The 21,307-nt window shown below is 45.9% G+C and carries 19 protein-coding genes; 16 read left to right on the plus strand and 3 right to left on the minus strand.

What is annotated here, in order from left to right:
• Positions 1–6: 6 nt before the first annotated feature.
• The 7 genes from ctaD (at position 7) to QMA13_RS02415 (ending at position 6,616) form a co-directional block, all read left to right on the plus strand.
• Positions 7–1,818, plus strand: coding sequence for a cytochrome c oxidase subunit I (gene ctaD, locus QMA13_RS02385; RefSeq protein WP_282943216.1), 1,812 nt, complete (start codon positions 7–9; stop codon positions 1,816–1,818).
• Entirely contained in the window at positions 1,815–2,435 is a 621-nt protein-coding gene (locus tag QMA13_RS02390) for a cytochrome (ubi)quinol oxidase subunit III (protein WP_282939291.1), read from the plus strand. Before ctaD ends, QMA13_RS02390 begins: the two co-directional genes overlap by 4 nt.
• Positions 2,436–2,750 (plus strand): cytochrome C oxidase subunit IV family protein, encoded by a 315-nt coding sequence (locus tag QMA13_RS02395; protein WP_282939293.1) that lies wholly within the window; start codon positions 2,436–2,438, stop codon positions 2,748–2,750. It abuts the gene before it with no gap.
• A 118-nt stretch (positions 2,751–2,868) separates the two neighbouring features.
• Positions 2,869–3,759: a cytochrome c oxidase assembly protein gene (locus QMA13_RS02400; protein ID WP_282939295.1), complete on the plus strand. Its 891-nt coding sequence runs from the start codon at positions 2,869–2,871 to the stop codon at positions 3,757–3,759.
• Positions 3,760–3,784: 25 nt separating this feature from the next.
• On the plus strand, positions 3,785–4,240 hold the full coding sequence (locus tag QMA13_RS02405) for a DUF420 domain-containing protein (protein WP_282939297.1): 456 nt from the start codon (positions 3,785–3,787) through the stop codon (positions 4,238–4,240).
• Between the two features lie 346 nt (positions 4,241–4,586).
• The gene (locus QMA13_RS02410) at positions 4,587–5,261 is read left to right on the plus strand and encodes a response regulator transcription factor (protein ID WP_282939298.1); all 675 of its coding nucleotides are present in this window, start codon (positions 4,587–4,589) and stop codon (positions 5,259–5,261) included.
• Positions 5,258–6,616, plus strand: a complete 1,359-nt coding sequence (locus QMA13_RS02415) for a HAMP domain-containing sensor histidine kinase (RefSeq protein ID WP_282939299.1) — start codon at positions 5,258–5,260, stop codon at positions 6,614–6,616. The genes QMA13_RS02410 and QMA13_RS02415 overlap by 4 nt, the downstream gene beginning before the upstream one ends.
• Before the next feature lie 92 nt (positions 6,617–6,708).
• Here the strand turns inward: QMA13_RS02415 and QMA13_RS02420 are convergent, their stop codons facing one another.
• Positions 6,709–7,218: a PCYCGC motif-containing (lipo)protein gene (locus QMA13_RS02420; RefSeq protein ID WP_282939301.1), complete on the minus strand. Its 510-nt coding sequence runs from the start codon at positions 7,216–7,218 to the stop codon at positions 6,709–6,711.
• Between the two features lie 534 nt (positions 7,219–7,752).
• Between QMA13_RS02420 and QMA13_RS02425 the strand changes: the two genes are divergently transcribed.
• The 4 genes from QMA13_RS02425 (at position 7,753) to QMA13_RS02440 (ending at position 11,751) form a co-directional block, all read left to right on the plus strand.
• Positions 7,753–8,775 (plus strand): redoxin domain-containing protein, encoded by a 1,023-nt coding sequence (locus QMA13_RS02425; protein WP_282939303.1) that lies wholly within the window; start codon positions 7,753–7,755, stop codon positions 8,773–8,775.
• 159 nt (positions 8,776–8,934) lie between these two features.
• A complete protein-coding gene (locus QMA13_RS02430) occupies positions 8,935–10,338 on the plus strand; it encodes an NAD-dependent malic enzyme (protein ID WP_282939305.1) in 1,404 nt (467 codons plus the stop codon).
• A 209-nt stretch (positions 10,339–10,547) separates the two neighbouring features.
• Positions 10,548–10,895: a hypothetical protein gene (locus QMA13_RS02435; RefSeq protein ID WP_282939308.1), complete on the plus strand. Its 348-nt coding sequence runs from the start codon at positions 10,548–10,550 to the stop codon at positions 10,893–10,895.
• Positions 10,896–11,019: 124 nt separating this feature from the next.
• Positions 11,020–11,751, plus strand: coding sequence for a ZIP family metal transporter (locus QMA13_RS02440; protein ID WP_282939310.1), 732 nt, complete (start codon positions 11,020–11,022; stop codon positions 11,749–11,751).
• 127 nt (positions 11,752–11,878) lie between these two features.
• On the opposite strand, the gene melA is transcribed toward QMA13_RS02440, so the two are convergent.
• Positions 11,879–13,261 (minus strand): alpha-glucosidase/alpha-galactosidase, encoded by a 1,383-nt coding sequence (gene melA, locus QMA13_RS02445; protein ID WP_282939311.1) that lies wholly within the window; start codon positions 13,259–13,261, stop codon positions 11,879–11,881.
• Positions 13,262–13,396: 135 nt separating this feature from the next.
• Between melA and QMA13_RS02450 the strand changes: the two genes are divergently transcribed.
• Positions 13,397–14,293: a helix-turn-helix domain-containing protein gene (locus QMA13_RS02450; protein WP_282939312.1), complete on the plus strand. Its 897-nt coding sequence runs from the start codon at positions 13,397–13,399 to the stop codon at positions 14,291–14,293.
• Between the two features lie 105 nt (positions 14,294–14,398).
• Here the strand turns inward: QMA13_RS02450 and QMA13_RS02455 are convergent, their stop codons facing one another.
• Entirely contained in the window at positions 14,399–16,711 is a 2,313-nt protein-coding gene (locus tag QMA13_RS02455) for a helix-turn-helix domain-containing protein (RefSeq protein WP_282939314.1), read from the minus strand.
• 179 nt (positions 16,712–16,890) lie between these two features.
• On the opposite strand from QMA13_RS02455, the gene QMA13_RS02460 reads away from it, so the two are divergent.
• The 4 genes from QMA13_RS02460 (at position 16,891) to QMA13_RS02475 (ending at position 21,300) form a co-directional block, all read left to right on the plus strand.
• A complete protein-coding gene (locus QMA13_RS02460) occupies positions 16,891–18,420 on the plus strand; it encodes an extracellular solute-binding protein (protein ID WP_282939315.1) in 1,530 nt (509 codons plus the stop codon).
• Positions 18,421–18,573: a hypothetical protein gene (locus QMA13_RS02465; RefSeq protein ID WP_282939316.1), complete on the plus strand. Its 153-nt coding sequence runs from the start codon at positions 18,421–18,423 to the stop codon at positions 18,571–18,573.
• A 125-nt stretch (positions 18,574–18,698) separates the two neighbouring features.
• Complete coding sequence (locus QMA13_RS02470; RefSeq protein WP_282939318.1) at positions 18,699–20,231, plus strand: extracellular solute-binding protein; 1,533 nt, start codon at positions 18,699–18,701, stop codon at positions 20,229–20,231.
• 115 nt (positions 20,232–20,346) lie between these two features.
• Positions 20,347–21,300 (plus strand): ABC transporter permease, encoded by a 954-nt coding sequence (locus QMA13_RS02475; protein ID WP_282939319.1) that lies wholly within the window; start codon positions 20,347–20,349, stop codon positions 21,298–21,300.
• Positions 21,301–21,307 lie beyond the last annotated feature (7 nt).

A 21,307-nucleotide genomic window follows, 5' to 3' on the forward strand; every position in this document is an offset into this window, starting at 1 on the left:
GGTTTAATGGATTGGCTTACTACAGTTGACCATAAGAAAATCGGGATATTGTACCTGATTGCAGGAGGCTTGTTCTTCCTGATGGGCGGTGTAGAAGCGATCCTAATCCGGATTCAGCTTTTGTATCCAGACCAAAAGATTTTTATTGGCGATACCTTTAATGCGCTGACTACCATGCATGGTACGACAATGATCTTCTTTGCAGCGATGCCGATCATATTCGCTTTTATGAATGCGGTAGTGCCGCTTCAAATCGGTGCGCGCGACGTAGCATTCCCTTTTGTGAATGCGCTTGGATTTTGGTTGTTTTTCTTCGGTGGTGTAATGCTCAATACCAGTTGGTTCTTGGGCGGAGCGCCTGCAGCGGGCTGGACGGCATATTCACCGCTTTCTAGTATCATTGATACAACGACGGGTTATCACGGTGTAGACTTCTACGTCCTTGGTCTGCAGATTGCCGGTTTGGGAACGCTGATCGGGGGGATTAACTTCCTTGTTACGATCATCAACATGCGTGCTCCTGGTATGACATATATGAGAATGCCGTTGTTTACATGGACTGCATTCATCACATCCGCTTTGATTTTGTTCGCTTTCCCTGCGATTACTGTAGGTTTGGTAGAATTGATGTTTGACCGTTTGTTCGGCGGTGCGTTCTTCGATGTATCCAAAGGTGGTAACGCGGTACTGTGGGAACACTTATTCTGGATCTTCGGTCACCCTGAAGTTTACATTTTGATTTTGCCTGCATTTGGTATTATCTCTGAGATTGTAAGTACATTCTCGAAAAAACGTTTGTTCGGATATAGCTCCATGGTATTTGCAACAGCACTGATCGGGTTCCTGGGCTTCATGGTTTGGGTTCACCATATGTTTACAACGGGTATCGGTCCTGTCGGTAACGCAATCTTCGCGATTGCTACGATGGCTATCGCCATACCTACAGGAGTTAAAATCTTTAACTGGCTGTTCACGCTTTGGGGCGGTCAAATCACATTTACGACAGCAAGTATTTTTGCAACATCGTTTATCCCGACATTTACTATGGGTGGTATTACAGGGGTTATGCTTGCGGTTCCTGCAGCTGACTATCAGTACCACGATACGTACTTCGTTGTAGCGCATTTCCACTACGTTATCGTAGGTGGTTTGGTGCTTGGTTTGTTCGCCGGTGCTTACTACTGGTGGCCAAAAATGTTCGGTCGTATGCTGAACGAAACATTAGGTAGAGTTCATTTCTGGACGTTCTTCATAGGCTTCCATATGACATTCTTCCCGCAGCATTTCTTAGGATTGATGGGGATGCCGCGTCGCGTATTTACATACCAGCCAGGCGTTGGTTTAGAAGAAGGTAACTTTATTAGTACGATCGGTGCTTTCTTGATGGGTATCGGTACGATCGTATTCTTGATCAATATTATTGCAGCATCCATGAAGCCTAAGAATGCTCCTGCGGATCCGTGGGATGGCCGTACATTGGAGTGGGCGATTCCATCTCCGCCTCCAGAGTACAACTTTAAACAAACTCCGCTCGTTCGCGGTTTGGATCCATTGTGGAAAGAAAAAATGGCTGGCAATAAAGAGATGACACCTGCAGAACCAATCGGTTCAATTCATATGCCGTCTCCATCAATTTTGCCGCTTGTATTCTCAATTGGTTTCTTCATCGCCGGTTTCGGCTTCATGTACCATACGTATTGGGTATCTGGAGTAGGCTTGGGAATTATGCTGCTCAGCATGTTCTTAAGATCCGTATATGATGATCACGGTTATCATATTGAACCGGAAGAACTCAATGATAAGGGGGTAAAGGCATGAGTGCACATCACGAAGTAGGCGGTGCCCTGCCACCTCACGCGGAAACAGCAACATTAGAAGGTAAAAATAAAGTATTGGGCTTCTGGCTCTTCCTTGGTGGAGAGTGCGTATTGTTCGGTACGTTATTCGCTTCATTTATCGCTTTGCGCAATCAAGTTCCTGACGGTCCTACGGGACAAGAGATTTTCCAATTGGGTACGGTAGCTTTGTCAACATTCATTTTGTTGACGAGCTCCTTAACCAGTGTATTTGCAACGATGGCATTACACCGCGGTCAGCTTGGTAAGCTTCTGACTTGGATGGGTATAACGGTACTTTTGGGTCTTTGCTTCTTGGGTCTTGAGATTTATGAGTTTAGGGAGTACGTACACGAAGGTCACGTATTCTCCAAGAGCGCATTTGCAACTTCGTTCTATACGTTAGTTGGTTTCCATGGAGCGCACGTTGCGTTCGGGGTATTGTGGATCACGCTGTTGATTATCTCTTCCTTAAAAAAAGGATTAACGGTAGTAACGGCACCGAAGTTTTACGTTGCTGGTCTTTACTGGCACTTTATCGACGTAGTTTGGGTATTTATCTTCACCGTAGTGTACTTGATGGGGAAGGTGGGACCGTAAATGAGCAGCCAACAGCATTCGTCGTCTGCCGGAAATCGGCATAAGTTGGAAGGCCCTAAGAACCATTACTTGTCCTATATTGTATCCATTGTACTAACTATGATCGCTTTTGCAGCTGTGCTGTACGGCGGTTTGGATCGCGCATTTTTGCTTTGGTTCTTGACCGGCCTTGGGGTCGTGCAAATATTGTTCCAGTTAGCTTATTGGATGCACATGAAGGAAAGAGGACATTTATTCCCGATCGTGGGTCTGATTTTCGGGGCGATTGTTGCCCTGACAGCAGTAGCAGCAGGTGTTTTCTGGACGTGGTGGTAGTAAGGGGGGGGGCTTTTAGAGATGAAAGCCCCTCTTTTTTTCTTAAGCTTGCACTATTTTTCACAAATTAGTAACAATCCAAATTTTGACTCAATCAGCTAAGAAAGGAGAGGTTAGCATGAATACGGATCCAATGGGACAGATGGGGCATGGAGGTCATGGTGCAACAGCTGATTTTGCTACATTGTGGAGTCCCGGCTTGCTGCTTATTCTTATTGTTATCGGGTGGTTGTACGGAATGGCTGTCAATCGTTGGCGCCATCGGTTTGCAGAATCGGAGCCTGTTTCAATAAAGCATCAGATGTACTTTTATATCGGTTTGCTTTTGTACTATATAGCGGAGGGTAGCCCGTTAAGCTATTATGGGCATCACTACAGCTTTAGTACCCATATGTTTCAACAATCACTTCTATACTTGGTCATGCCTCCGGTATTGTTGTTGAGTATACCAGGTTGGCTGCTGCGACCGTTGTTTAGAGGTCCGAAAGCCAATCGGATTATGCATGCGCTGACGTCACCATTGCTTTCGTTGTTCGTGTTTAACATGGTATTCTCCTTTTACCATATTCCAATGATCATGGATACGCTGATGGCTAACCCTCTGCTCCATGAGGTATACAATACCGTGTTTTTGCTTGCTGCGTTTCAAATGTGGTTTCCCGTGTTCTGCCCTCTGCCTGAATACAGTCGGATGACGGAGCTTAAGAAAATGGCTTACATCTTCGTTAACGGGATATTGCTGACACCGGCGTGTGCACTCATTATTTTCGCAGGAGAACCTATGTATGCGAATTACGAGAGTGTATCGGAGCAATTTTTGTTTATGTCTCTTTTGAATGATCAGCAGCTGGGCGGTGTCATTATGAAGATCGTCCAAGAGATTGTTTATGGTATGACATTAGCCTACGTTTTCTTCCGCTGGTATCGCAGAGAACGCCAGGAGGAAGAAGAAGAAGATTTGCAGAATGAGTCGTTCGCTCATTCTTCGGTCCATGCAAACCGGGCCTGATTAAGGAAGATGAGGTGGAGCGAGAATGCATATATTGCCGACGATCAGCACATCGTTTATTGTTATTAGCGCTATTTTTGTAGCCTTCGGCTGGAGACAAATCTTGAAGGGAAACCGTAAAGGGCATGAGAAGTTGATGCTCTGGGGAGCCGGTTTTGCCCTGGCCTTTTTCATCATTTATGTATCGCGGACCATCTTTGTGGGTAACACCACTTTCGGAGGTCCGGAATCGCTCAAGCTAGCGTACCATCTGTTCCTCTTTTTCCATATTACCTTGGCTACGTTAGCCGGCGTTTTTGGAGTCATAACCTTGCTGCACGCTTTCAATAAGCGGTTTGCCAAGCACAAAAAGATCGGACGTTGGACAGCGGTTATGTGGCTGATTACAGCGCCTACAGGCGTTGTGGTTTACGTTCTTCTGTACGTTATGTATCCAGGTGGAGATACCAAGCCTATGATTGATGCGATTTTGGGGCTCTAGCAGCTATTAATAAAAAGACTTCGTTCAATGAATGGGTTGAGTTATGGAATCTGTTTTGAGAAATTTGCTTTATCGGTAGGTGGGGTATCCCCTGTAGGAGCGACAGCATCCGCCTTTGTTCTTGGGAAATATCCACTATAAGAATGATATAATCATGATTTCCCGAGAACAACAGCGGTCGGAAGGGGATACCCCACCGGAGTACTAGATCAAATTTTTCAATTTCATAGGTTTCGTATCAGTCTGACTTCGTTCAAAGAACGGAGTCTTTTTTTGCCTCCATTCATCCGTTCCCGCAACATGGTTATACTATGGACAGAACAAGCAGTTCAGGGGGAATACGGTTATGGCTAATATACTGGTTGTAGATGATGATCGGCATATCGTCAAGCTGATGACCTTATTCCTGGAGAGGGAAGGCTGGGTCACACGGGAAGCGTATAACGGGAAGGAAGCATTAGCCCGGCTGGATTCGGAGCGGATGGATTTGGTCGTACTAGATATCATGATGCCCGAGATGGACGGGTGGGAGCTCTGCAAGGAAATTAAGGCGCACTATGACATTCCGGTACTAATGGTTACAGCCCAAGGGGAAACCGGACAGAAAGTGAAAGGCTTCCAGTTGGGTACAGACGATTATTTGGTGAAGCCATTTGATCCTATAGAGCTTGTGATTAGGGTCAGAGCGCTGCTGAAACGATATAAAATTGCAGCCTCTCATGTGATTCAGATAGGTAATGCCCTGCTGGATCAATCCTCACATGAAATGAAGGTTGGAGAGGAAACAGTCCTGCTGCCCTTAAAGGAATTTGAGCTGTTGTTCAAATTGGCCAGCTATCCAGGACAAATATTTACGAGAGAGCAATTGATTCAGCAAATATGGGGCATGGATTATGAGGGAGACGAGAGAACGGTAGACGTTCATATCAAACGGCTGAGGGAACGATTCCATCAAAAACACGCTTCATTCAAAATAAGCACCATTCGCGGGCTCGGCTACCGATTGGAGATGGAGGAATGATCAAATCCCTCTATACTCGAGTTGTGGTAGCTTTTATCATAGCGGTCATGATCGGTCTGGTAGGCTCCCTCCTGGTGACGAACCGGATGTTTGAGAAGCAGATGCAGGATTGGATGAAGGAAGATACAAGCCGATCGGCAGAAAACATGATGGTTATATTGCGCGAGGCTGATCCGGAGCGATGGGGATTGATTTTGCAGCGCTTTGCGGACATGAAATCGTCCTATATCAGCATATATGACTCCTCTGGGAAGAAGCAGGCAAGTTCTTCAACCTCCTTCACGGTTTCGGAAGATCAAGTGGTGCAGGTCTTGTCCGGAAGCTCATACCAAGAATTTATTGATAACCGGAATCATGAGCTCCCGGCATGGCTTATGGGATTTCCGTTAAAGCGAGGCACGGAAGCATTCGCTTTGTTTATCCAACCGAATTATATGACAATCAGTCACTCCATTAAAAACAGTATCCAATTGAATCTCCTTATTGTATTGGTATTGGGAGGCTTGGTTATGGTTGTGGCCGCACAGTATTTGGTCAAGCCGTTGAATATGCTGACGAAGGCAACACGAGAACTCGCCAAAGGGAATTTCAATGTGCAAATGAATTTGAAACGAAACGACGAGATCGGTATTTTGACTCAAAGCTTCGACGAAATGACGAAGGAGCTGAAGCAGCTGGAGCAAATGAGGCAGGATTTTGTATCGAATGTATCGCATGAAATCCAGTCACCACTAACCTCCATCATTGGTTTTACAAAAGCTTTAAAAAGCAGCACCATGCCTGTGGCTGAACGATTGTATTACTTGGATATTATTCAATCCGAAAGCGAGCGTTTGTCCCGTCTGAGCGATAATTTGCTGAAGCTGGCTTCTTTGGAATCCAAGCATCATCCGTTTCAGAAGACGACTTATCGGCTTGATGAGCAAATTCGTCATGTAGCTGTCGTATGCGAGCCTTTATGGAGCGCTAAGCGGCTGCATCTGGAGTTGAATCTGCCCAAAACGGTCATTGCCGCCGACGAGGATTTACTGAATCAAGTATGGATCAATCTGCTTGGCAACAGCATCAAATTTACGCCGGAGGAAGGCAAAATCAGAATAAGGGCGTCAGCTGAAGTACATCAAGTCAAGGTGACTATCACGGATACGGGCATAGGCATTCCGGAAGCGGAGCTGTCGATGATTTTCCACCAGTTTTATAAAGCGGACCGTTCTCGAACGGGCGCTGCTGAAGGAAGTGGGTTAGGGCTGTCCCTGGTGAGGAAAATTGTATCGATGCACAATGGGACGGTTGCAGTGAGCAGTAAAGAAGGAGAGGGAACTACGGTTACGGTTGTACTTCCGAGTACGGACTAACTAGGATAGACAATGCTTTCATTATGGAAGATGTAAAAAGAGCGAGCGGGGCATAGGTCCTCGTTCGCTTCTTTTTTGTTACAGGTACTAAATTAAGCAGGCAATGGGGTATCTGTAGGCTTGGCATAACCTTTTTGATATTTCTGGTCGATGTAGGCCCGGATTTCCTTCGCAGTTTTGCCATCCTGCTTCAATCTTGCCGATGTGACGGCAATTTCTAGGCATACGCCGCAGCGAGTTCCGTGATCATCCCATACGACACTGCCGTCTTGCTTGATTTCTTTAATAAAGCAATTTTTGTTGCTCTTGTGTCCTGCACTCTCTCCACACCCACAATAGCAAGGAATCCATTCAAGAAGATCGGCAACAGAGGCTGCTACCTGATAAGCTTGCTTGATTTCCGGCCGCTGCTTGTCAAGGAACGAGGGGAGCTTCGTTAGACCTGAGGTTGTTTCTTGCAGATCGCCGTTAGGCGCATGCTGCTGATGAGAGGCATGAGGGGCCATGGCTGTTGTTGATTTGCCGGACGAGGAGCTGCAGGCGGATAGGAGAACCGAAAGAGCAACCATTCCGGATAAAGGGATCAAATAATTGAATTTCATACGAATGTACCCCCGATTAGAGCAAAATGATTTAAATAGTATTATACCATACATGGGTATAGAATATTCAATGGTGGCTAAGAACAGTTAGCGTTATTAATATTATAACATTCGTTGTTAGATGATAATGGTTAATTGGTAGAATGGGATATGCCCGTAATCATGGCTTCAAAGGGAATGACTTCGTTCAGCTCAGGATTAATCCTCCAAATTTATAGCCATTTATCGTTTCTTTTTACTTCGTAATGGAGTGGGGAAAACAGGGTCGAAACTAAGATTTTCAAGGAAAACGACGGATGGAGGCGGAGAGTGCAAGCAGGTTGATTCCATCATGAATATAATCCAATTAGACGAGAGTTGCTGATTCTTAGTCTTTGAATAGTAAGTTGCTACTTCTCTTGGAAGAAGGATGAAATGCTGCCTCTTTACTTGCCTTATAAGATAGTTCTATATGGTGTGTAAAAAGACGTGATTTGACATGTCCAAACATCCGATACACAATGAACATAGGCTAGGATTAGGAGGTAGCGGGATTTGAATACGTGGACGTTAGGGCCGTTGGTTGTGTCTGGCCAAGTCCTGGTCGTTGCGGCTGCGGTGGTTGCAGCTTATGCAGTGATGAGGCTTCGGCTGCGAAGCGCACTAACCAAAGGAACAGGCTACGAAAGACCATTTGAAGCGATGCTGATTTGGTTTTTGGTATGGAAGCTGAGCGTAATCCTATTTCAAGCACAGAGCGTGTGGAATGACCCGATGACACTGTTGTATTTTAGCGGTGGGACTAAAGGAGCTTGGCTAGCAACACTACTTGCAGCGTGTTATGTAGGGTATAAGGACCGTTCATCGTCTAATCGTGGCATTTATCTTGACGCGTGGCTAGTTTCCATTGTGTCTGGTTATACGTTGTATCGAATTTTGGAAGTGGCTTTCTTGGAAGGGCATGTTACCACTAACGCTATTATAGCTTTACTGGGTATAGGTACCGTCGTTATCGGATGGATGAGAGAGCCTCAGGCGGGACGCACAAGGATGCAGACGGTGTTCGTGTCCTTCGTTATTATACATGCGCTGCTTAGTGCTGTTGCCGCCAACACATGGGATAAACCGGGTTCAGGAAGCCAAGCATCGGATGTAATCGGCATTGGTATCGGTCAGACTGCTCCTGATTTTGAATTGTTGACTCTCGAAGGAGCGAAGGTCAAGCTTTCGGATTATAAAGGGAAAAAGGTGATGATCAACTTCTGGGCTACATGGTGCCCACCCTGTAGAGTGGAGATGCCCGTTATGCAAAAATTTTATAGCGAGAATCAAGATAACAATGTCGTTATTTTATCTGTTGATGCTACGCATACCGAGGCTAGCCATACGGTAGTGGAATCGTTCCAAAAGCATTGGGGGCTCACATTTCCCTTGGTACTGGATGTAGATGGACAAGTAGGGAAAACCTATCAAGTTTCGGCCTATCCGGCTACGTATGTGCTTGATGAGCAGGGAATAATCCGTAAAAAGCATCAAGGCGCAATGGATGAAGACATGCTGAAAAAAGCGGTGAAATGATTTTCTTACTGGAAAAGTAAGTGACCGGATAGAAGATAGGGAATGTAAGCGGATAAATTTCATATTGCGTAATTAAAAGCTTGCGTGATATGATTTGAAATATTAAAAATCAGTATTTGGAAACAAGTTCATAATATCGAACTCAAGGAGGCATTCTTTATGGCCAATACAAGTATTATTTTGCGGGTGGAGCTGACTCACGGAGAAGTTACATTCGGTGACGTAGCAGCTGCTATAAGTCGGGCAGGCGGTGATGTAACCTCAATCGACGTTATTCGTGTCGGTAAGGAATCCTCGATACGCGACATTACGGTAGACGTTCAGGACTCTGCGGAAGCGCAAGTCGTTCAAGGCATTAAGGCACTGTCGGGGATCAAGCTAATCAACGTATCCGACCGGACCTTTCTGGCGCATCTGGGCGGGAAAATTTCCGTTACTCCAAGCATGCCGATCAAAAACCGGGACGACTTGTCTCGTGTCTATACACCAGGTGTGGCCCGAGTATGTACCGCTATTCATGAGGATCCGAATAAAGCTTATTCCCTTACGATTAAGCGGAATACGGTAGCTGTTGTTACGGACGGTACGGCCGTACTTGGTCTTGGAGATATCGGCCCGGAAGCTGCGGCTCCGGTAATGGAAGGTAAAGCCATGCTATTCAAGCAGCTGGCTGGAGTAGACGCGTTCCCGATTTGTTTGGATACCAAAGACACGGAAGAAATTATTCGTACTGTTAAAGCGATGAGCCCGATTTTTGGAGGCATTAACCTTGAAGATATTAGCTCCCCTCGCTGCTTCGAGATTGAATCCCGATTGGAGCAAGAGCTGGACATCCCGGTATTCCACGATGATCAGCACGGAACAGCCGTCGTTATGATGGCGGGACTGCTTAACGCATTGAAAGTCGTTGGCAAGCCTATCGAATCGATCCGCGTCGTCGTTAACGGGATCGGCGCAGCCGGAGTATCCGTCTGCAAGATGCTCTTGGCAGCCGGTGTGGGCAGACTTGTCCCTGTCGATCGTGACGGAGCGATTGTTCATGGCGGTACGTATGAACAGCCTATGTGGCAGTGGCTTGCACAGCAGCCGCAGGTAGAAGCGAAAGCAGGAACCTTGGATGATGTAATTCAAGGAGCAGACGTATTCATCGGCGTATCGCGCGCAGGATTGTTGAAAGTTCATCATGTTCAATCGATGGCTAAAGATCCGATCGTATTTGCACTTGCTAATCCGCAGCCGGAAATCGATCCGGAAGTGGCACAGCCTTATGTACGTGTCATGGCGACTGGACGAAGCGATTATCCGAACCAAATCAACAACGTGCTTTGCTTCCCGGGTATTTTCCGTGGAGCGCTCGACTGCCGCGCACGTCGAATCAATGAAGAAATGAAGCTGGCTGCTGCTCGCGCTATCGCTTCGGTTGTTAGCGATGCTGAGTTGAATGAACTGTATATCATTCCAAGTATTTTTAACGAGCATGTTGTGACTAACGTGCGTCATGCGGTTATTGAAGCTGCTATTAGCACTGGCCTAGCTCGCCGTATTCCGCCGGACTTCCGGTAAGAGCCTTGGCATAAAGTGCTGGGCAAACTAATAGTAAAGGATCTCCTCTGGGAGGTCCTTTTTTGTTGCGTAGTTTTCGTTAACCGAACATTCGAAATATCTTTCCTTAATGCAAGTTAATTCACTGTGGTTAAAAAAATTGTGAACAGCAAACATTAAATAGCAGAAGCATTATTTCCACAGCTGCAGAAGGAAAAGGAGTCGTGAAAATGATTGTCGTTTATGGAATAGGGCTGCTATTAGGGGGACTGTTTGCAATTAACGGGGTATTATCGTATCAAGCGAAGCATATCGATTCTTCGTTTTGGCCAACGTTTTTTTATCAGCTCAAGCTGCTGCCGGTTCTGTTTACAGCTAATTTGATGATAGGCTACGGAATCAAATTTTGTTACAAATCGTTTGGCAGCTTGACGGTAGCGCTTAGCTTATCCAAATGCTTGGAAATTTTCATTTGTGTTGTGATGGGCTATTTGTTTCTGAAAGAAATACCGACTTGGAAGACGTATTTCGGTCTCGCCGTCATCGCAGGAGGTTTTGTTATTACCAAATGGAAGTAGACCTAGTATTAAAGAGGCTCAGTGCCTGTCTGAGAAAGAGAAGCACAATAGTCTGAAGTTCTTTTTTTCGAGCTTGTACATATGATGATAAGGGTCTGATATGTCTCATATGGAGTTGGTTCAGATGGAACAAATGGCGCTAAGCGGGATCATTGCTTCCTTATGCACGGTGCTAGGAGCTATCCCCGCACTGCTGTTCAAGCATGTTTCACACCGCAGAAGAGATAGTCTTCTCGCTTATACGGCAGGCATTATGGTTGCAGCATCGACATACAGCCTTATCCCTTCTGCTCTAAAGCTGTCCAATCTGCTAGTGCTGGCTGTAGGCATATTGGCAGGAACAGCTGTGCTAACGTTGATGGAGAAAGCCATTCCGCATGTAGAGCCGGTTCATTCTTCAGACAAACGGGCTATGGAAGATAAGTCCATGTTCTTTTTGCTTGCCATGGGTTTGCATAATTTGCCGGAAGGGCTCTCCGTCGGAGTGAGCTATGCCAGTGATCACCCGGATCTTGGCCCTCTCGTTTCGTTTGCCATTGGGCTGCAAAATGTACCGGAAGGATTTTTAATCGCTTTGTTCCTCATTTCCCATCAGGTTGACAGATGGAAAGCGATACTGCTTGCGTCGGGGACCGCTTTAGTGGAACTAGCGGCGTGTTTCGCCGGTTTTCATTTTACTTCGCGGATTAGCGGGATTGTTCCATACGGCTTGGCATTTGCGGCTGGAGCGATGCTCTACGTCGTATATAAGGAGTTGATTCCTGAAAGTCACGGGGACGGTCATGAAAGACCGGCAACCTTCGCTTTTATTGCGGGACTGCTGACGATGATCGGATTGAGTCATGGATTTCGCTAAGAAGATGTTTGAGGCGAGCTGATGGATAGACAAGCTGACTTCGTTGTATGAAGTCAGCTTGTTTTTTTTGGGTGGAGCGATTGGTGCCATTTATATCAGAACGGCTTTATGCTACAAGCCATTTCTACTATTTAATAAAGGAGAGCTTTCCGTCGTCCGGCAGCGGGATGTCCTTCCATGTGCGGTTGTCCCCGTTAAATTGCGGGAGCCAAGGAGCTAACGCTTCGAGCATGTCATCGCACATGCGCCATACCTCGTCTGTCGTGCAGACGGCGGCGGTCAGCGGATCATGCAGCACCGCCTGCTTGACCAGCGCGCGATTGCCGGTCAAAGCGGCTTCGACCGCCATTTCCTGTACACTGATGCTTGTGCGGCAAGTTGCGGCGCAAGCAAGCGGGAGAGCACCGATGAATGTTGGCTGAATACCACTGCGATCAACATAGCAGGGAATCTCGATTGTGCTGCGCTCTGGCAGATTCGTTATCAAGCCATCGTTGCCGATGTTGAAATGGCCGCGGTATACGCGCCCCGTCTCCAGCGCTTCAAGTATGTAGGAGCCGTGCTCCTCCGACCGCTGGCCGAGCGGTATCGATTCCAACTCACCGCTAAGCCACTTCGGAATATTTTCCTTATACTCATCCCCACGGCTCAAACAATGGTTTAAATAACCTCCTGTTTCACCGCCGATCCACGTGTCAGGATATATCCATTGAGCGGTCTCTTCCGGCCGTTTACGATACCAAGGCAAATATTCGCTCAGATGACCGTTCGATTCGGTAGAGAAATAACCGAAGCGGCGAAGCACATCGATGCGGCAAGGCTCCTTGGAGGCAATATCCTGATTCTTCTCCATTGCAGGAAGAATCTCGGACAGTAAGTTTCGCCCTTGATGTGACACCTGGATGAACCAGGTTTGATGGTTGATTCCTGCAGCGGTATAGTCTAACTCTTGTTTAGGCAGCCCAAGAGCTTTGGCAATGAGTGAATGGCTGTGCTGAACGCCATGGCACAGTCCGACAACCTTAATGCCGCCAGCCCGGCGTACCGCCCACGTATTCATCGCCATGGGGTTGGAATAATTGAGAAGCAGTGCATTCGGGGCAACCTCCCGCATGTCACGGGCAATATCGAGCAGAACGGGAATCGTACGCAGTGCGAAGAAGATGCCTCCAGGCCCGAGCGTGTCTCCGACACATTGGTCGACGCCGTAGCGGAGCGGGATTTCGATGTCATGGCGGAATGCTTCAAGTCCGCCGACGCGTGCAGTGCAGAATACATAGTCTGCTCCAGACAGAGCTTCACGCTGATTGGTCGTTGCGTGGATAGTTGCAGGGAGCTTGTTCTTCTCAATCATATGGCGACATAAACTGGCTGCCATCTCCAAGCTTTCTTCATTGATATCCATGAAACGAAATTGCGCATTTTGAAATTCCTCAACCGCGAGGATGTCCATAACCAATCTGCGTGTAAATCCAATGCTTCCAGCGCCAATCATAGCAATCTTCAACATAAAGATAAGTCCTCCTACCTGCTATTTGATATATAACAGCCGTATCTTCGTTGACTTCCGTATTTGACAGTACCATAATAAAACAAAGAGAAAAGGCTTACAATGATAACATATTATCGAAAGGATGATACTATATTGCTGTATCAGCATGAGGCTTATGAACGGTCGAGCTACGGTTTCAAATACTTAAGCCATGCCGAGCTTCCTATCCGCCTAATTAATATCGGCTGGGACCGCGTTACCTCTCCGGACTATCGTTGGAACGGTAAGGAGCGAGGAGGAGGCTTTATCGTGTTTCAATATACGCTCACGGGACGCGGGGTGTTGAGAGATGGGGATACGTTTTATTCGCTGTCCAAGGATACGGGCTTCATTACGATAGTACCAAGCGACCAGGATTATTACTTTCCTGAGGGTGAAGAGGAGTGGGAATTTCTTTACATCGTCGTTAACGGGGCGGATGCGCTAAATCATTTCACGGATATAGTCAAAAAGATGGGACCGGTACTCTCGTTCCGGGAGTACAAGGAGCCCTTAGCAATACTGAGCCGATTGTATGCAGATGTATACCGCGATCCCCAGCTCGATAAATACACGATTTCTTCGAGACTGTATGAACTGTTGATGTCGCTTCATAGGCTTGCGGAGGGAAGGGATATCGTCCGTGCTCCTCAGGATATGCCGGATTCGATGCGAGCGGCTATAAAGCTGATGAAATCGAGGTACTCCACTGATGTGTCCATCGACGATATGGCAGAGGCAGCGGGTCTTAGCAAATATCATTTTTGCCGACAGTTTATGAAGAAAACAGGGTTGAAGCCTAATCAATATTTGCGCAAAATCAGGATTGAGCACGCAGCTTGGCTTTTAAGGCACACGGACAAGACGGTGGAGATGATAGGCAAGGAAGCGGGGTTCGAGTACACGAATTACTTTATTAAGGTGTTTCGTTCCTTTGTCGGTGCGACGCCAAACGAATATCGACTGGGGAAGACCGGTGATCCCGTCTATTTTTTGAGGATTGAGCCTTGAGAGAAGTGTGCAAAAGCAACAAAAGCAAAGCACACCGTTATGCAAACGGTCGCTTTGCTTTCTTATGTTGAGATGCAGGGTAGTGCATAGTGTAGAGTCAGAGGATCAGGACTGATTTTTTCGGAAGCTTTCCCGGTACTGCCCTGGGGTCATGCCCTCCTGCTTTCGGAAAAAGCGGTTGAAGTTCTGAGGTTGATACTGCAGCCTCTGAGCAATATCCTTAATAGGCATATCCGTCTCTATTAACCACTTTTTAGCCATCGTTATACGGAAGGCGGTAAGATAATCGCTAAAGGTCTGGCCGGTTTCCTTCCGAAATACACTGCTTAGATAGTTAGCATTGTAGTGTAAGTCCGCGGCACATTGCTCAATGGTGATCTCAGTGTCGAACTCCTTGTGGATACGATCCAGCACCGTCTCGGATATGCTCTGATACTGCGAATCCAGCCGCTCACGGAAGATTTGAGTCAGCGGCAGAATAAGCCTGGATAAGAACCATTCCTCAATCTCTTTGCCGATATGCAGCCTATTCAGTTCTTCGTAGTAAGACTCTCCGCTCGGGTTCAATTGGTTTAAGCGAATACCAGCCTCCTGAATCATGATAAGCATATTGTTGAGCAGTCTCATGATCGGGACCTGATATTCCTGCGGCGACATTTCATGCTTGAAGATCGTTTTCATCAAATGCTCGAAGTGCTCAATTGCCTTCTGCTCGTCTGCTAATCGGATAGCGTCGAACATTTCGCTTTCCGTCAGCCATGGGTAGTCCAGATTCATCTGATGCTTCCCAGCATTCATATTGGCATAATGAATAATGACGCCGACTCCCAAATGAATGCGGTGCTTCAATGCCTCAAGACCTTCCCGGTAGGCGATGGCCGTATGCTTCAGGTCATTGAAAGGGAGGCTAATTCCGATGCTGAACTTCATCTTCAAAATGTTTTGAATCATCTGTTGAAGCGATTCCGTCAGCGAGTAGATCCATCGGTTGTATTCCTCAGAATGCCCGCTCTGCTGTCCAACCAAAATAACCAAAGTCTGGTCGATAGTAACTGGAGGCAGTCGGAAGCCCTCGGGGATGGTTTCTTCCGTAATGTTGCTGATGGCAAAGAGCAGCAGATCCAGGTCTTCCTTCTCATAAGAGGTATCTTCAAGCGTGTCAATCTGTATGGTAATGACAGACATGACTTTCCATTCGTCGAACTTGCCGCTGAAGCCGAGCTGCTCCGTTTTTTCAATAATATCTTTACGGCGCATTGTCCCCTGGAACAGCTTCATAAGGAAAAAGTCCCGCGCTTGTTGAAAATGGCGGTGCGTCTCCTGCTCCAACCTGCTCTTGGATAAGGAGAGGTCCTGCATCGTTCTGCCGATCATATCGAATTCATTAAGCCGGGGACCGCTGTGATGCGTGTCTTTCAACGGAATCTGTTTGATCATGCGGCGAATCGGACTGTACATGCGTCTGGAGGAGATCCAGGCAACGGTCATAAACACCAATACAATAATAACGCTGACCAGAATGGTAAAATTCCGAATTTTGACCGATTCCTTGGTAAGGCTATCTATAGAAATAATCGACATATAAATCCAATTGTTATAGGAAGAACGCAAATAGGTGGCTGTATACTTCTTGCCGTCGACTTCCGTTTGAAATTGATCGGAGGGCTTATTAAAAATCGATGGATTTTTGATAAATCCCGTGTTGATTGCATATCTGCCGATCATGGATTGATCGTTATGGTATATTACCCGGTCCTGGTCATCTAATATCATGACGGTTTCCGATTCCCGGGGCTTATAGTTCAGGATACCCGGCATATTGCACGAAGAAATGTTGGCAATGGACAAGCCGAACTTATCCAGGTCCTGGGTCGGCAGCTTCTGGACAAGACTGATCGTATAAGGGCATGTGCTGGCATTGGCCTTTTCTTCGCTGTAGAACCATATGCTTGGGTTCAAAACCCATGATGTGGAGCTCGGGAGCATCATCTGATTGGAAATCTGGGAACGATGAATGTATTGATCCATGCGGTAAAAACCTGAATTTTTTAACATCCAGTTTTGTTTAAGGTTGACGATAACGACATCCTCTAGGTTCGTATAGAACGACTGGGTATTGCTAATTTCTTTGCGAAGATCTTTATATAGAATGAAGTCCTGCTCGGTAATTGGGCGCTTCAGCGCCTCGGACATCACGGTAGAATTGTTTAATTGGTCTAATGCGTGATTCACGGTTTGTAAAGTTTGCTCTACGTTGGAGTTCATTTGTGTCAATATTTGCAGCTGCTCCGAGTTAACCTGCTTCTGAATCTCCTGTGAGGATTTCATATAGGAGAAGAACCCTATAAAAATAACGGGAAGCGTACACAAAATACAGCCAAATAGAGTCATCTTAGTTAAAAAGCTGTATTTTCTCATCGAATACCTCCCCGTCTGTTGGTTGTAGATCTTACTTCCTAATTGTAGCAAGGTTAAAGAGGTAAGAGCAATGCGTATTCATGACAAATATAACAAAAATTCGTCACGACAAGCCAGGTTTTCGACTTTTTTCGTGTATAATGAGATGTTAGAATGAGTTGGAAGGAGGTTGGACTAGGATGAATAAATATGCTCTACGTTGGATTAGGCTGGCTATACTGGTTATTAGCGCTGGAGTGCTGCTCAGTTCCTGTTCCTCTGGAGTACCTGATGCAGAGAAGGAAAAAGCCAAGCTGGCGCTGACCCCGATTAGTATGATGGTACCGTTGTTCCAGCCTCAACCGCCCACGGATGAGCTTATGCGCGAGCTGAATGAGAAAACCGGCGCTGAACTGAATGTTCAGTGGATTCCGGATGATATTTATACGAGTAAGATGTTGAATGCACTGGAAACCAACACCTTAAAACAGGTGACCTATGTCAGGCAAATTGACTACAATCTGGTGAAAAACTCCATTCGATCAGATATGTTCTGGGACATCGGACCCTACCTGGACTATTATCCGAACTTAAAAACGCTAAGTAAGGATACGCTCAACGAGACTATGCTGGACGGCAAATATTATGGCTTGTACAATGAGCGTCCTTCCTCACGTCAAGGAATCATGATCCGCAAGGATTGGCTGGAACGGCTGGGCCTGAAAGAACCGACTACGATGGATGAGCTTTATCAGGTTATTAAAGCGTTCACCTTGGATGATCCTGATGGCAACGGAAAACAGGATACGATGGGAATGACCGACCGTAATGATTTGGTTTATGGCGCGTTCAAAACGTTAAGCTCCTATTTCGGAACGCCAAACAATTGGCTGTTGTCCAAAGGCACCTTTATTCCTGACTTTGAGACGCCAGAATATATGGACACCATGAACTTTATGAAAAAGCTGTACAGCGAGAATATCATGAATAAGGATTTTCCAGTAGCCAGCAAACAAGTGCAGCGTTATATGATGATTAGCGGGAAGGCAGGCGTCTATGTGGGCAGCCTTTCCGATGCGCCAAGGATGTTTGAGGAAATGAAGCAGGTGAATGCCAACGCCGATTTAACGCTCATCAACCACATTCAGGGGCCAAAGGGCTATGGAGTTTGGTCCATTCCGCATTATAGCGGGCTGTTCCTCTTCTCCAAAAAGTCGATCAAAACTCAAGAAGAGCTGAAAGCGATTCTTGCATTCTTCGATAAAACGATGAATAAGGATGCAGCTAACCTGATGCTCTACGGCCAGGAGGGCAAGCATTATTTGATTAAGGATGGGCAGGTTGCCGTTCCTACAGAGATGTTCCAGCGGATGAATGCGGAGGTTCGCCCTCTCTTGTCTCTTATGATAGCGAACATCAGCAATCCTAATCTGTTGAAGCCAAGCGAAAAGGGACAGGAGCCTATTCTTCAAAAAGTGAATCAGCTGGTTGCGGATAACGAAAGTATGCTGATTCATGATCCGACCGTAGGCTTGTCTTCGCTAACCAATGATGCTCATGGAACGGAACTGGGCTCAATCATGACCAACGCGACCTATAATTATATTCTCGGCAAAATTGACGCCGCAGGCTTCCGTAATGAAATCGAATCTTGGAAGAACAGGGGCGGAGCTCAGATTATTAAGGAGTTTGAGGAAGCGTACAATAAAAGTAAGACAGCTGCCCGATAAATGAATGATAAATTGAACCTGCCAGGCTCCAGCTTGGCGGGTTTTTTGTCGTTTTATGTCATTACAAAAACGCTGTACAGGGGCTATATCAGGTTAATTTCTGCATATCCGATTAGCGTGAACCCGCGCCAATACTGGGTTTATAAGATGTGAGTCAGGGATAATGTACGAAATCTGTAATAGAGGTTACATTATTAATCGACAGACGGAATAGCAGCACATGAGCAGCAGTTTATAGTTTATAAATACAGAGTTAGGAAAATGGGGAGGAAGAGAAAATGAGAAAGTCTTCTAAAGATTTGAAATGGGTAAGCGCTATTTGTACACTCGCTTTGGCTGGTTCAGTCGTTGCGGGATGCAGCAGCAGTAAAGGAACTGAAACAAAAGATGCAGCCGCAGGCTCCAATGATAACAATAAACAACCTGTAAAAATTACAATGATGGCTGACTTGCAGACAACTGAGGTACCTTCAGATAAGCTCGAAAAAATATTGGAAGAAAAAACAAACTCCCAGCTTGATATTCAATGGGTTCCAGACGGTTCGTATGATGAGAAATTCCAAGCAGCTTTTGCAACCGGTTCCCTGCCTCAAGTGGTTTATCTTAAGAACCAAGCTTCCTTCATTCTGATGAGAGATGCTATCAAGAACGGTCAGTTCTGGGAAATCGGTCCTTACTTGAAGGATTATCCGAATCTGAAAAATTTGGATCCTAAAGTTTTGAAAAATACAGAAGTAGCGGGCAAGATTTATTCCCTGTACCAAGAAAGACAACCAGCTCGCTCCGGTTTAATCTACCGGAAGGATTGGGCTGATAAACTAGGCATCCCAGCTCCTCAAACCGTAGACGATTTTTATAACATGCTGAAGAAATTTAAAGAAGCTGATTTGGCGGGCGGAGGCAAAACAATTCCGTTGGCAGACCGTAATGATTTGGTTTACGGATCTTTCAAAACGGTCGCCATGTACTTCGGCACTCCAAATGGCTGGGGCGTTCAAGATGGCAAGCTGACACCAGATTTCATGAGCAAAGGCTATTTAGATACACTTAAATTTTATAAAAAGCTGCGTGAAGAGGGCTTGATCAACCAAGACTTCCCTGTAACAAGCAAAACCGACCAGCAAAACCTGATGTATACAGGCAGAGCGGGAGCGTACATCGGAACGATGGGCGATGTTAAAACGATGCAGGAGAAAACGGAGAAAAACTTCCCTGAAGCGAAGTTCGATGTCGTTAACGAGATTAAAGATAACACTGGTAAAACTATTACATGGGGCCTTCCAGGATATGGAACGGTTGTACTCTTCCCTAAATCGTCTGTTAAAACCGAGAAGGATTTGAAAAGCATCCTGACCGTTATGGATAAGTTCTACTCTCCTGAAATTGCTGACCTGTTGAAATTCGGCGTGGAAGGCGAGCATTACACCAAGAAAGACGGTAAAGTATTGCCTTCGACAGACAGCAAATTGGTAGAGAAAGAAGTAAGACCTTACTTGAACATGGCTCTGTATGAAACAACCAATATTACGCCTTCCTTCTACACATTGCCTGTTGCTGAGAAAGCGAACAATTTATCCAATGCAGCAGTTAAATTTATGGTTACAGATCCTACTGTGGCTCTGGATTCCAAAACATACAACGAGAAGGGCGCAAGACTTCAGGATCAGATTAAAGATGCAACCTACCAATTCGTAATGGGTAAAATCGATGAAGCTGCTTACCAAACAGCAATTAAGAAGTGGCAAAATGACGGTGGTCAAAAAATCATCGATGAATTCAACGAACAGTATAAAAGCAACGGTGGCAAATAAGCTGATCCCATAAGAGGTGATTCATGGCAAGGGCTGCTGAGCCGATCGGCAGCCTAAGCCTATCTCATTTATTCATGCATCTCATGATTGCTAACGATAGAAAGGAATGAACGTTATGAATAATACGGCTGCACAGTCAACCGCAGTGATTGTTCCCAAGCCAACAAGCAGTCTTTGGAAAAGGGTCGTTCGCAACCGTTACATTTACCTGATGATTTTGCCGGGATTTCTCTATTTTCTAATATTTAAATATGTTCCAATGTTCGGTCTAATTATCTCGTTTCAGGATTACCAGCCGTATAAAGGGATTATGGGAAGCGAATGGGTAGGGCTGGAGCATTTTAAAAGACTGTTTACCGATTCGGAATTTTGGAACATATTCAAAAATACGTTGGTTGTGTTTGTCGTCAACATTGTGTTTTATTTTCCGGTACCGATAGTATTGGCACTTATGCTTAATGAAGTCACTCATTCGTATTTCAAGCGCGTCGTGCAGACGATTGTTTATATCCCTCACTTTTTGTCATGGGTTATCGTTGTATCCATCTCGTTCGTAATGCTGACGATGGATGGCGGGCTTATTAACGAGCTAATTACTTATTTCGGCGGACAGCCGGTCAACTTCCTCATGAGCGAGGAGTGGTTTAACCCGATTTATGTCCTTCAAGTCATTTGGCGCGAAGCGGGCTGGGGAACCATCGTCTATTTAGCCGCAATGGCAGCTATTGACCCAGGTCTTTATGAAGCGGCAAGAATGGATGGAGCTGGACGATTCCGTCAAATCTGGCATATTACGATTCCGAGTATCCGAAGCGTCGTTATCGTTCTGCTTATTCTGAAAGTGGGCAGCGTCCTGGATACCAGCTTTGAGCATATTTACTTGCTGTTGAACTCAATGAATAAAAATGTGGCCGAGATTCTCGATACTTTCGTTTATACTGCCGGCTTGAAGCAAGGACAATTCAGCTTTAGTACCGCAGTCGGCTTGTTCAAATCCGTCATTGGCCTAATTCTGGTACTATTCTCCAACTGGCTGGCTAAGAAATTCGGTGAGGACGGAATTTACTAAGCCGTTT

Source organism: Paenibacillus sp. RC67 (assembly GCF_030020805.1).
In the GTDB taxonomy this organism is placed as follows: domain Bacteria; phylum Bacillota; class Bacilli; order Paenibacillales; family NBRC-103111; genus Paenibacillus_S.